Genomic DNA, 12,102 nt, shown 5'->3' with positions numbered 1-12,102 from the left:
TATGGCTGACAATCCGATCTATCAGGGCCTGGACCAACTCGGCCAGAACACAAACCAACCGCAAAGCCCGGAAGAGGCGCAGCTGGAGCGCGTGCCCAACCCGCATGCCGGCGCACTCTACCTGACCCGGTTCGTGGCGCCGGAATTCACCTCGCTCTGCCCGGTCACGGGCCAGCCGGACTTTGCCCATCTCGTGATCGATTATGCGCCCGGCGAATGGCTGGTGGAATCCAAGAGCCTGAAGCTCTACCTGACCAGCTTCCGCAATCATGGTGCTTTCCATGAGGATTGCACCGTCTCCATCGGCAAGAAGATCGCTGATTTCACCGAGGCGACCTGGCTACGCATTTCCGGTTACTGGTATCCGCGCGGCGGCATTCCGATTGATGTCTTCTGGCAGTCCGGGGAAATCCCGGCCGGTCTTTACGTGCCCGATACGGGCGTTGCCCCCTATCGCGGACGAGGCTAGCGCGACCAGCGGGTGATGATCTCCGACATGTTGGCCCGGCCGCGTTCGGGCGGGTCGATCTTTGAGGTTCCCAGATACATGAAACCGGCGACGCGTTCGGTGGCCGACAGGCCCAGGGCGTCAGCCACTTTCGCGTCAAAGGCCGGCCATTCGCTCAACCAGGCGCCGGCCCAGCCGCTGGCATTCGCCGCCAGCAACAGATTGTAACAGACCGCTCCGGCGGAGAGTTCCTGTTCCCAGACCGGCGTGCGGCCATCATCCTTCGGCGAGGAGATCACAGCCACAACGACCGGCGCCCGCAGGAACAAGCCGGCTGCCTCCAACAGATCCTTCGATTCCGCATCCGATTTGGTCTCGCCCAGAATGCGCGCCAATTCCTGGCCGAACTCGGCGCGGGTATCGCCCTCAAACACAATGAAGCGCCACGGCGTCATGCGGCGGTGATCTGGCACCCGGGCGGCGATCTCGAGCAACTCGTCGACGGCCGCCGGGGTGGGGCCGGGCTCCCCGATGAAATGCTTTCCGGCAGACCGGCGCAGGGCCAGCAATTGGCGGGCCTCCTCACTGGGACGGGTGGCGAGCATCGGCGTGGCAATGGCGGGGGCGGGGGGGAATCGCTTTGTCATGGCGGCAACATAGGTAGTTGCGACTCATTCTTAAAGACGTGTGTTAACAAATGCAGGCTTGAGAAGTGGGGTAGAAAGACGTACAAGAGTGAACAGTGTTCACTTTCTGAACACTTTGTGCGGGCAGTGGGTCAAATGCAGACAGATTCCCCTTCCGAGGAGACGCCGGCCGACCGCCGCCGCTTGCGCGTGCGAGAATCCATTATTTCTGCGGCTGAGCGTGTCTTCGCCAAAGAAGGCGAGAGCGGCCTCTCCATTCGCAGACTGGCGGACGAGATCGACTACTCGCCCTCGGCAATCTACAAATATTTTGGCTCCAAGGATGAATTGATCGACGAGTTGAAGGAAGCGTTCTTCGAGCGTCTTCTTGCAAAGATTGATGGCAGCTCCAGTGCGGACCGGCCCTTTCTGCAGCGGGCCAAAGCCTGCGTGGCAACCTATGTTGATACCGCGGTCACAAGGCCTTTCCACTATGCGGCGGCGTTTTCGAGCATCAAGCATGCGCTTCCCGAGAATGGCGGTGGCCCCCTGTCATGGGACGGCTTCGTGACCACCTCGAAAGGGCAGGCCTTTGGTGTGCTGATCAGCATGGTCACCGAAGGGCAGGAGCTGGATATCTTCGATCCCTCCCTTGATCCTGTCATGGCGGCCAAATCGCTGTGGGCCGGGTCCCACGGCCTCGCGCAATTGCTGATCCACATGCCCCATTTCCATCAGCTGGTTCCGGAACAACAGCCGATGGCCGCAAAAGACTTCATTGAATTTCATGCCGACCTCCAGGTCCGGGGGCTGCTCAAGCCCGCTGACGGATCCGGAAATGGCAGCCTCCCAGGACAAAACTCATGACCGAGATTCATCACACCACCGGAGACACCGCGCGTGACAAGCGGCCGACGGTCCTCAAGGGGCTGTTCTTCCTCATCATCCTGCTGCTCGTATGTGCCGGCCTGGTGTTTGCGGCGGCGCAGCTGCGCAGCAAGGAAGGCCCCAAGGTCGCCAAGACTGCGCCTGTCCCGATGGCGGTTCAGGTTGCCCCGGTCGAGCTGGTCTCTGCATTTACGCTGAACGAAACCTATTCCGGCCTAGCCGAAGCCCGCCGCAATTCTGCGCTCGGCTTCTCCAGCGGCGGCCGGATCGAAACCATCGCCGTGGATGTTGGCGACCGCGTCAAGCGGGGCAGCATCCTCGCCAGCCTCGACACGCGCGGCCTGCGGGCGCAATTGGCCTCGGCAAGCGCTGTGGTCGATGAAGCCCGCGCAGCGCACGCACTTGCGCTCAGTACGGTGGAGCGCCGCCGCACGCTGAAACTGCAGGGGCATGTCTCCCAGCAGGCGGTCGACGAAGCCGAGGCGCAGGCCAATACAGCCCTTGCCCGTGTCGAAGCGGCCAAGGCACAAGCCGATATTTTCCGTGTCCAGATTGACCTGTCCCGCATCACGGCGCCATTCGATGGCGTGGTAACGGCGCGCATGTCGGATGAGGGCGCGATTGCCGGCGCCGGCCAGCCGATTCTGGATCTGGTCGAGGCGGCGCATCTCGAAGCGCGCATCGGCCTGCCCGCCAACAGTGCGGCGCGTCTGGTACCTGGGGATGCCTACACCTTGCAGGCGGATACGGGCGCGGTCGAAGCCGTACTGCGCAGCGTGACCGGCGTGATTGATCCGGCGCAGCGGACGGTCGCTGCCGTGTTTGAAATCAATGACGCCGAAATCATTGCCTCCGGCGCCGTGGTTCGTCTGAACATGGAGCGGGATATTGACGAGCCGGGCTTCTGGGTGCCGGTCAAGGCACTGTCGACGGCTTCGCGCGGCCTGTGGACCATTTATGTGGCAGAGCCGACGGAGTCCGGCTGGCACGTCGCTTCCCGCCCGGTCGAAATGGTGCATACGGATGGCGATCGCGCCTTTGTCCGCGGCGCCGTCACGGCGGGGGAGCGCGTCATTACCGATGGGCTGCAGCGTATTGTGCCCGGCCAGCCGGTTGAGCCGCGGGATGCCCACCGCGCCTCTACCGTGAATGGTGGCTAAGTCCATGTCGACACTCTTCTTCAAGCTGCCCCGACTTGCCATTCTGGCGATCCTCGTTGTCCTTATCGGCGGATTGGGCGCCATGCTCACGCTGGGCCGTCAGGAAGACCCGACCCTGATCGAACGGTATGGTTATGTGCTCACGCCGTTTCCCGGCGCAGACGCCGAGCGCATCGAAGCGCTGATTACCGAGCCGGTTGAAGCCGCCCTGATGGAGCTCCCCGAAGTCGAGGAAGTCAGCTCGACCAGCCGGGCGGGCTTCTCGCAGGTGCGGGTCGAAATCCGGGAAGACCTCTCTGAAGCCGAAGTCGACGATACCTGGACACTGATCCGGGGGCAGGTCGAGGAAGCGCGCGCGCAATTCCCGACCGGCGTCGGCGCACCGGAAGTCGAACGCCTCTATGTTGGCGCCGCGACACTGGTGGTCGGTCTGACCTGGACGGGCGAAGGCGATGTGCCCCTGACCGTGATGCGGCGTCTCGCGCTTGATCTGGAAGACCAGTTCCAGCGCTTGCCGGGCACGGAAGAAACGCAAACCTATGGCATGCCGGTCGAGGAAGTGCGCGTGGTCGTTGACCCGCAGGCGCTTTCTGCTGCGGGCCTGTCCTTCCGGCAGGCCGCCGCGCTGATCGCCTCCGCAGATAGCAAGACCCCCGCAGGCCGGCTGCGCGGCGAAGGCGGCACGATCGGCTTTGAAGTCGGCGGGGAATTCGACGGCATCTCCCGTGTCCGCCAGGTTCCTCTGCTGCAGCGCGCCGACGGCTCCGCTGTCCGTGTGGCGGATGTGGCGCGGGTGGAGAAGGGCTTTGCCGATCCGTCAACGCAACAGGCCTACGAGAACAATCTCCGCACTGTTCTGGTTGGCGTTTATATCTCGCCGGGACAGCGCGTCGACAAATGGGCCGAAAGTGCCCGTGCCATTTCTGACAATTTTGCGGCCAACGCGCCTCCGGGCTTGAAGGTCGAGGCCGTCTTTGACCAGAGCCTATACACAAATGACCGCCTGAACGGGCTGGCGAAAAACCTGCTCTTTTCGGCTTTCATCGTCATTGTCGTCCTGTTCGTCACCATGGGCTGGCGCTCGGCCATCGTGGTCGGCATGGCGATCCCGCTGACGGTCAGCCTCGTGCTGATCCTGTTCAGCGTGTTCGGCCATCCGCTGCACCAGATGTCCGTGACCGGCCTCGTCATCTCGCTCGGCCTGCTGATCGACAATGCCATCGTGGTGGTCGATGAATTCGATCAGATGCGTGCCAAGGGCCAGACGAGGTTCGAAGCCATCCGGCAGAGCCTCAACCATCTGGCCGCGCCGCTCGCCGCCTCGACGCTGACCACGGCGCTGGCCTTTGCGCCCATCGCCATGCTGCCAGGCGGCGCAGGCGAATTCGTCGGCATGATCGGCCTGTCGGTCGTCTTCTCGATTTCTGCCTCTTTTGTTGTTTCGATCACGGTGATCCCGGCTATGGCCGGATGGTTTGACCGCAAGCGCGGCTGGGAAACCGGTCAGCCGAAACGCCCGCGCCGCTGGTGGCGCGACGGCGTGACCAATGATTTCATCTCCGATGGCTACCGCGCCTCGATCGAAGCCGTGCTGCGCTACCCCTTGCTGGGCATCGCCGCCGGTGTGGCTCCGGCCATATTCGGGTTCTGGCTGGTCGGGCAATTGCCGTCGCAATTCTTTCCGCAGACGGAGCGTGACCAGTTCCAGGTGTCGCTGCAACTCTCCCCTGAAGCCGATATCAATGACACGGTGGAGATCGTTCATCGCGCCACCGACCTGATCAATGGGATTGAAGGCGTCGAGGACGTTACCTGGGTGCTCGGCCAGCCATCCCCGCGCGTCTACTACAACATCCTCAACAATACCGAAGGCGTTGAAGGGTTTGCCTCCGGCTGGATTCAGCTGGATTCGAACGAGCGCACGCACGAGATCGTGGGCGAAGTTCAGCGCAGGGTCCGCGACGAATTCCCGAGCGCGCGCTTCCTGGCGCTGCCCTTTGAACAGGGCCCGCCCGCCGATGCGCCGATCGAGTTCCGCATCATGGGCAATGATTTTGACACGCTTGACATGATCGGCGACCAGACACGCGCCGTGCTCGGACAAACACCGGGTGTCACCTATACCGTGGCCTCCCTCGAACTGGGCGCGCCGACCATGCGGCTTCAGGCCGATGAGGCCGCCTCCGCCATGGCGGGCGAGCGCCTGACCGACATTGCCGCAGACCTCAGCGCTGAACTGGAAGGTGTCCGGGCCGGCTCCGTCCTTGAAGGGACAGAAGAACTGCCCGTGAAAGTCATCGCGCCCATGTCACGCCGCTCGGGCATGACAGATCTGCGTTCGGCTACGGTTGGCTCAGGCTCGGGCACACCGATCTCCGCGCTGGGCGATGTCACGCTGGTGCCTGAAACGGCGGTCATCACGCGCCGCAACGGCCAGCGCATGAACCAGATTCTCGCCTTCCTTGATCCCTACACGCTGCCGGCGCCCGTGCTGGAAGATTATCAGGCCCGCTTTGCGAAAACAGGATTCCATGTCCCCGCCGGGTATGAAGTCCTGATCGGCGGTGAGGCGGAGAATTCCAGCGATGCAGTCGGTAATCTGGCCGCCGTGGGCGTACCGCTGGTCATGGTCATGGCCGGCGCGATCATGCTCGTCTTCAATTCGTTCCGCATGATGTTGCTTGTGCTCGCCACAGGCTTTCTGTCGCTCGGGTTCGCGTTCTTCGGGGTCTGGCTGTTCAATCTGCCGTTCGGGTTCAACGCCATCATTGGCGGGCTTGGCCTGTTCGGCATCGCGATCAACGGCTCGATTGTGGTGCTCTCCCTGTTGAGGGCCAGTCCCGCAGCCATGGCTGATGATGTGATTGCACAACGCGAGGTTGTTGTGGATGCCACCCGTCACATCGTGGCCACGACGCTGACGACGATGGGCGGCTTCGTGCCGATCCTGTTGTCGGGCGACTCCTTCTGGATGCCTCTGGCCGCCGGAATTTCGGGCGGTGTGGGCGGTTCAGCCCTGCTGGCGCTCTATTTCACGCCGGCCGTTTTCCGCATCACCACGGCAAAACCTGTTCGCACGGCCCTGCGCCATATGTTTAACCGCTCCGAAATGCCTGCCGAGTAATTGGCGCACAAGGACTTGCACTTGGGCAAAAATCGCCCATGTCGTTTAGTCAGGGACTGGAAGGAAGAGACATGCCAGAGAACCCGGATATTGGCGCCCCGGCGCCCGCCTGGAACCGTTTGCGCTTTGAAGCGCGCGCCGCTGCTGCGGACGAGCCGACGCTGTCGAGCTATCTGAACTCCGCGATCCTGGCGCATTCGACCCTGTGTCAGGCCTTGTCCTTCCATCTCGCGGAAAAGCTTGGCAATCCCGTGATGAGCACGCAGCAGGTTCGCCAGATCCTGAGCGATACCTATGATTCCCATCGGTCGCTGGTGGCTTCTGCCGAAGCCGACATGCAGGCTGTGCTCGAACGCGACCCGGCTTGCCGCGGCATGCTGCAGCCCTTCCTCTACTTCAAGGGATTCCTCGCGCTGCAGACCTATCGCGTCGCCAATTTCCTGTGGCGCGAAGGCCGGGAAACGCTGGCCTTCCATTTCCAGAGCCGCGCCTCCGAACTGTTCGGTGTGGACATTCACCCCGCTGCCCGTATCGGCACGGGCGTGATGCTCGACCATGCGTCCGGCATCACGATTGGTGAGACGGCCATTGTCGGCGATGACTGCTCGCTGCTGCACGGCGTCACCCTGGGCGGGACCGGCAAGGAAGTCGGCGACCGTCATCCGAAGATTGGCCGGGGCGTGCTCCTGTCTGTCGGCGCCAAGGTCTTGGGCAACATCCATATTGGCGACGAAGCCAAGGTTGCGGCCGGCAGTGTGGTGCTCAAGGACGTGCCCGCCAAGTGTACCGTCGCGGGCGTTCCGGCCCGGATTGTCAGCGGTCCGTCCTGCTGTCACCCGGCCCAGACCATGGACCAGACGATTCCCGACGAGATGGGCAAGTAATCCCAAGTTTCGCCTGACAGGCGTTACCGGTGAATACAACTCCCGCCACGGCTGAATTGTAGCAAGTTTTGACAGCTTTATTGTCTCCACCGGCGTTTCATTTCGGGATCGGAATGTTGTTGGAGGCCTTTGTTTCAGATAATGTTTGACGCAATGCCCGGTAACGGGTGGGGCGTTTACGACATATGAAACGAGGGCGGCAGTTTGAGTGACAGCACCAGCACCGAAGGCCGGCTTCTGCGCACGCGCAAGGTGCGGCGCGCTCAAAGCGACCGCTTGCCTTTCGTGCCCTATGCTGGCGCTCCGATCATTGCGCTTGGATTGCTCTTGCTGTTCGCGCTCTGGCCTTTTGCCTTGGGCGTCATCCAGCTTTCGACCGAACGCGCCGCCGCGCAGGCATTGGCCGACATTGATGCCGCATGGGCCCGGCCCCGCGTATCCGGTCAATGGGTGACGCTTGAGGGCCGCCCGCCGAGCCGTCAGGCCGCCGAAGGCGCGCTGTCAGCTGTGCGCGACGCGCGGGCTTCGACCCTGTTCGGCAAGGCGCGACCCGTGACACGGGTCCGGGACGGCTTCGACTGGAGCGCCCTCGGGGATTCGCCCGACGCCAGCAGCATCAACTGGTCGTTCCGGGTCGCCAATGGCGTTCTGACGCTGGACGGCGACATGCCCAACAACACAGTCCGTGAGCAAATCGTTGCCGCTGCCCGCACGGAGATTGACCCGCCCCGCATCGTGTCGGTGCAAGACAGCCTGTCAATCACGAACGACCCGTCGCCGGACGGCTTCCTGGAAGTTGCCTTGCGCGGCGTGGACACCGTCTCACGCTGTGATCGGGGCGTGGCGGGGTTCAACACCAATCGCTTCTCGCTGAGCTGTGAATTGCCCGCAGCTGAAGCGGCGACCGTGCGCGACCTGGCGCTGGCTCCTGTCCCGTTGGGCGAAGTGGGCGCCGTCGACATCATTTCCCGCGAGGCCGTGGATTCGTGCGAATCCTCGCTGACGGATTTGCTCGGCGATACGCGGATCGAGTTCCAGTCTTCCAGTGCCGTAATCGGGGCCGGAAGCGCCAGTTTGCTGGACGATGTGGCCGAGGCGGTCCGGGCCTGTCCGGGTGCGCTGCGGATTGCTGGCTATACTGACAGCACGGGCCTACCGGAAACCAACAGGCAGCTGAGTCAGGCGCGCGCCGAAGCTGTGCGCAACGCGCTGATCGCGCGCGGGGTGCCGCCGAACCGGCTAGTCGCGACCGGCTATGGCGACGCCAGCCCGATTGCCCCGAACAATACTGCCTACGGCCGCGCCCAGAACCGCCGAATAGAGATACGGGTGATCCGTGTCTCCGAATGATTTCCTCCTGATACGTCGAAAGTAAACATCATGTGGTTTCTTCTCATCCAGATCTTGCTGCTCATGCTGTTCGCCGCGCTGGCGGGCGCGATGCTGGCCTATTGGTGGATGCGCAACCGGTATGAGGATGTCACCGAGACATATGAAGACCTGATGGACCGCAGCGCGTTGGCCGATGCCCGGCCCGGCGTGACCCGCGAAGACCTTGCGGCGCATTTCGCCGCGATTGAAGAGCGCCTCTCTACCCTGCCGACGCCCGTCACACGGGATGAACTGTATGCCAATTTCAGCAGCATGGGCGAGCGGCTGACCAGCCTGCCCATCCCGGACGTGTCCCCGATCAATGCGCGCCTGCAAGCCATCGAGTCCCGGTTGGCCGACAGTGGCTCGACCTTCGACCCGGTGATTTCCCGGCTGGCGGATCTCGACATGGCTGTGGGCCAGTTGAAGAATGCCGACCTCGACAGTCTCGAAGCGCGCCTGTCCCGCATCGAGGATAACGTCAACGTGCTGGTCAACACCGAGCCGCCCCAGATGCCGGCCTTCCCGGAAGTCGATCTCGGCCCGATCCATAGCGGCCTTGCGCGCCTCGAACTGGCGCTCGAAAACATCGACGTGCCGATGACGGACCTTGAGCCGATCCGCAGCGATTTTGGCCAGATGGAAGCCCGGCTCGCCGAATTTGCCGAAGGGCTAGACGCCCAGCGCAAGGCCGACAATGAGAGCATGACCATCCGCCTGCAGACCCTGTCATCCTCGCTGGCCTCGCTGCGCATGCCGGATGTCGACAGTCTCCGTGACCGCCTGGCCAAGCTCGAAACCGCCATCGGGAATCTGTCCCAGACCGAAATCGATCTTGGCCCGGTGACCGAGACGCTCCGCCAGATGGAGCGCGACCTGAAGAACACGCCGGACCATGTGCGCCTCACCCACAACAAGCTGGCCGATCTCGAAGGCGGCACGGCGGCGCTGCATTCCAAGCTCGCCGCGCTGGAGGCTCATGTCTCCACGATGGACCGGACGCCTCTGGATCTGTCGCCGCTACAGGCCCGCTTCGCCAATATTGAATCGTCGATGGCGGCGCTGCGCATCGACATGCAGTCCCTGCCGGATGTGGCCCCGCTGGAACGGCGCCTCGCCGCGCTGCAGGAATCGGTCCTGACGCTTCAGGATCCGGACCTGTCCAGCGTCACCAATTCGCTGCGCAAGATGGAAGCGCGCCTGAACATGGGCGCGGTCGAGGACCGGCTGACCTCCATCGAATACGGCATGGCGGCGATGCATCATATGGTGCGCACGCTGCAGGAAACCGCCTATACGCGCACCGATATTGACTACAGCCAGCGCGTCCCGCTGTCGGCGGCGCAATTCACGCAGAAAACGGAACCCGCGCCGGCGGCCCCTCCGCCTCCGCCACCACCCCCTCCGCCGCCCGCGGCGACAGAAACCGTGCGGACGGTCGAAATCCGCCGCGGCGTGGACCCGATTGCGGGCGCGCGTCGCCCGGATGACAAGGCAAACCTCCTGGTCGAGGCCGCCTTCGGCCGCGAGGATGATCTGGAGCGCGTCAATGGCATTGGCCCGATGCTGGCCGAATTGCTCAATGAAATCGGGGTGTTCTATTTCTGGCAGATCGCCGAATGGGGCCCGGACGAGATCAGATGGGTCGATGACAAGCTCGAACATTTCAAGGGCCGGATCCAGCGTGATGACTGGGTCGGGCAGGCGAAACTGCTGGCGGCCCAGCCGGACGTGGCCCAGCGTCCCGGCACGGCCTGACACGGCTTTCCGGCGATACGGCCACCCGCCCCCTTTTCTCCTGAGGGAAATTGGGGTTAGTTAACGCGGCGCGCTCGGGGGACGATGTAGCGACCAGCGGAAGGGGACGCCCGCCATGCTTCGGACCGTACTGACACTATTCCTGTGCCTCATGCTGGGGCCTCTGGCCCTGGCTGACAGCGGCGATCCTCCGCGTTACGCCCTCATCATTGGCAATTCCAGCTACCAGCAGACCGGATGGCAACTCGCCAACCCGGCCCGCGATGCCCGGCTCATGGCCGATACGCTTGGCAAGGTCGGCTTTTCCGTCGATCTCGTGCTGGATGGCACCGAAGAAGAGATGGAGCGGGCCTTTGCCAGCCACGGCGCGCGGCTGAAGGCGGGCGGTCCGGCCGCCATCGGCCTGATCTATTATGCCGGGCATGGGGTCCAGTCGCAGGGGCTGAATTATCTCGTGCCGGTGGACGCCAATGCCCGCTCAGAACAGGATATCTGGCGTCAGGCGCCTCGGCTCGGGGATGCGTTGCGCTATGTGGAACATGCCGGCAATGCCGTGAATTTCGTCATTCTCGATGCCTGCCGCGATAATCCGCTGCCCAGCGCCACGCGCAGCGCCGCCGGGGGATTGGCCGAGGTGAAACCCGCACGCGGCCTGCTCATCTCCTATTCCACGGCGCCCGGCTATGTCGCCTATGATGGCGAAGGCGGCAATTCGACGTTTGCCCTGGCGCTGGCCGAGACCATCGGGCAGCAGAACCTCATCGCGGAACAGGTGTTCAAGCGCGTGGCCGACCGGGTGAACCAGTCGACCAATGGCTTGCAGACCCCGTTCTACAATTCCGGCCTGACCGGCGCCGATTTCTGCTTTGCCGGCTGCAATGGGGGCGCGGTGCCCCAGCCGGTCCCGATCAGCTCATCGGCGGTGTCGCATGGCGCGCGCAATTCTGTCTCGCGCAGTGCGGGTGATGCCGCCGAAACCACCCCGAACGCGGATACGGCCCCCGCCTTCACCGAAGTCTCGAGCCTCCTGCGTGCTGCGGCCTTCATGGCGGCCGAAGCGGGCGGGGACGTCTCCGAGCGCAAATTCAGGGACTGCACGGATTGCCCGGATATGGTCGCCCTTCCTGGCGGCGAGTTCATGATGGGCTCCCCCGAGACCGAAAAAGAACGCAAGGACAATGAAGGCCCGCAATGGCGCGCCACGATCGAGTCGTTTGCGGCTTCGGCTACGGAAATCACCTGGGGCCAGATCAATACCTGCATCGCGGCCGGGGGGTGCGCGGGCAATGAAGCGGGCGCCGAGACCCGCAGTGACCAATGGCAACAATCCGCCTTGCCGGTCATCAACATCACCTGGGTCGAAGCCAAGGCGTATATTGACTGGCTGAACACTCTCGTGGAGGGCGAGCCTTATCGCCTGTTGAGCGAGGCCGAATGGGAATATGCTGCCCGGGCCGGCACGACGACCCCGTTCAATACCGGCGAGACGTTGACCGACACGCAGGCCAATTTCAATGCAACGCGCTCCTATAATGACAGCCCAAGGGGCAGCTGGCCGCGCCGCCCCATGCCGGCGGGCTATTACCCGGCAAACGCCTTCGGCCTGCACGAGATGCATGGTAATGTCGCCGAGTGGGTCGCTGATTGCAGTGTACGCTCCTATCTCGGCCGGTTCGGCACAGCGACGGTCTATGATGAACGCAATTGCCGGACCCGTGCAGTGCGCGGCGGCAGTTGGGAGAAGGTGCCCTCCTATGTGCGCTCGGCCATACGGGACGGGTTCCCGGTTACCGGGCGCGATGACGGGATCGGCTTCCGTGTGGCGAGGGACAGGGAGTAGCAG

9 protein-coding genes are annotated in these 12,102 nt (G+C 63.4%); 8 read left to right on the top strand and 1 reads right to left on the bottom strand.

The genetic code is table 11. The features are described from left to right. The first annotated feature begins 1 nt into the window (after position 1). Positions 2 to 469: a preQ(1) synthase gene (gene queF, locus V7660_RS08165; protein WP_335602584.1), complete on the top strand. Its 468-nt coding sequence runs from the start codon at positions 2 to 4 to the stop codon at positions 467 to 469. Here queF and V7660_RS08160 read toward each other — a convergent pair. Further along, positions 466 to 1,095, bottom strand: coding sequence for a nitroreductase family protein (locus V7660_RS08160; protein WP_335602583.1), 630 nt, complete (start codon positions 1,093 to 1,095; stop codon positions 466 to 468). The genes queF and V7660_RS08160 overlap by 4 nt on opposite strands. 135 nt (positions 1,096 to 1,230) lie before the next feature. Between V7660_RS08160 and V7660_RS08155 the strand changes: the two genes are divergently transcribed. From V7660_RS08155 to V7660_RS08125, 7 genes are all read left to right on the top strand, one after another. Beyond that, the gene (locus V7660_RS08155) at positions 1,231 to 1,941 is read left to right on the top strand and encodes a TetR/AcrR family transcriptional regulator (RefSeq protein WP_335602582.1); all 711 of its coding nucleotides are present in this window, start codon (positions 1,231 to 1,233) and stop codon (positions 1,939 to 1,941) included. After that, positions 1,938 to 3,122: an efflux RND transporter periplasmic adaptor subunit gene (locus V7660_RS08150; protein ID WP_335602581.1), complete on the top strand. Its 1,185-nt coding sequence runs from the start codon at positions 1,938 to 1,940 to the stop codon at positions 3,120 to 3,122. Before V7660_RS08155 ends, V7660_RS08150 begins: the two co-directional genes overlap by 4 nt. Before the next feature lie 4 nt (positions 3,123 to 3,126). Beyond that, positions 3,127 to 6,246 carry an efflux RND transporter permease subunit gene (locus V7660_RS08145; protein ID WP_335602580.1) on the top strand — a complete coding sequence of 1,040 codons (3,120 nt, stop codon included), beginning with the start codon at positions 3,127 to 3,129 and terminating at the stop codon, positions 6,244 to 6,246. A 71-nt stretch (positions 6,247 to 6,317) separates the two neighbouring features. Beyond that, positions 6,318 to 7,130, top strand: coding sequence for a serine O-acetyltransferase (gene cysE, locus V7660_RS08140; protein WP_335602579.1), 813 nt, complete (start codon positions 6,318 to 6,320; stop codon positions 7,128 to 7,130). A gap of 204 nt (positions 7,131 to 7,334) precedes the next feature. After that, positions 7,335 to 8,480, top strand: a complete 1,146-nt coding sequence (locus V7660_RS08135) for an OmpA family protein (RefSeq protein ID WP_335602578.1) — start codon at positions 7,335 to 7,337, stop codon at positions 8,478 to 8,480. 30 nt (positions 8,481 to 8,510) lie between these two features. Next, positions 8,511 to 10,259, top strand: coding sequence for a hypothetical protein (locus V7660_RS08130; protein WP_335602577.1), 1,749 nt, complete (start codon positions 8,511 to 8,513; stop codon positions 10,257 to 10,259). A gap of 115 nt (positions 10,260 to 10,374) precedes the next feature. Continuing rightward, the gene (locus V7660_RS08125; protein ID WP_335602576.1) at positions 10,375 to 12,099 is read left to right on the top strand and encodes an SUMF1/EgtB/PvdO family nonheme iron enzyme; all 1,725 of its coding nucleotides are present in this window, start codon (positions 10,375 to 10,377) and stop codon (positions 12,097 to 12,099) included. Positions 12,100 to 12,102: the final 3 nt, after the last annotated feature.

This window comes from Hyphomonas sp. (assembly GCF_036964145.1).
GTDB lineage: Bacteria > Pseudomonadota > Alphaproteobacteria > Caulobacterales > Hyphomonadaceae > Hyphomonas.
The sequence above is the reverse complement of the archived record's forward strand: the minus strand, read 5'-3'. Positions and strand labels throughout refer to the sequence as shown.

Excerpts from the sequence above, each read along its gene's own strand:
- queF (WP_335602584.1), top strand. The coding sequence starts at position 2 with ATGGCTGACAATCCGATCTATCAGGGCCTGGACCAACTCGGCCAGAAC.
- V7660_RS08160 (WP_335602583.1), bottom strand. The coding sequence starts at position 1,095 with ATGACAAAGCGATTCCCCCCCGCCCCCGCCATTGCCACGCCGATGCTC.
- V7660_RS08155 (WP_335602582.1), top strand. The coding sequence starts at position 1,231 with ATGCAGACAGATTCCCCTTCCGAGGAGACGCCGGCCGACCGCCGCCGC.
- V7660_RS08150 (WP_335602581.1), top strand. The coding sequence starts at position 1,938 with ATGACCGAGATTCATCACACCACCGGAGACACCGCGCGTGACAAGCGG.
- V7660_RS08145 (WP_335602580.1), top strand. The coding sequence starts at position 3,127 with ATGTCGACACTCTTCTTCAAGCTGCCCCGACTTGCCATTCTGGCGATC.
- cysE (WP_335602579.1), top strand. The coding sequence starts at position 6,318 with ATGCCAGAGAACCCGGATATTGGCGCCCCGGCGCCCGCCTGGAACCGT.
- V7660_RS08130 (WP_335602577.1), top strand. The coding sequence starts at position 8,511 with ATGTGGTTTCTTCTCATCCAGATCTTGCTGCTCATGCTGTTCGCCGCG.
- V7660_RS08125 (WP_335602576.1), top strand. The coding sequence starts at position 10,375 with ATGCTTCGGACCGTACTGACACTATTCCTGTGCCTCATGCTGGGGCCT.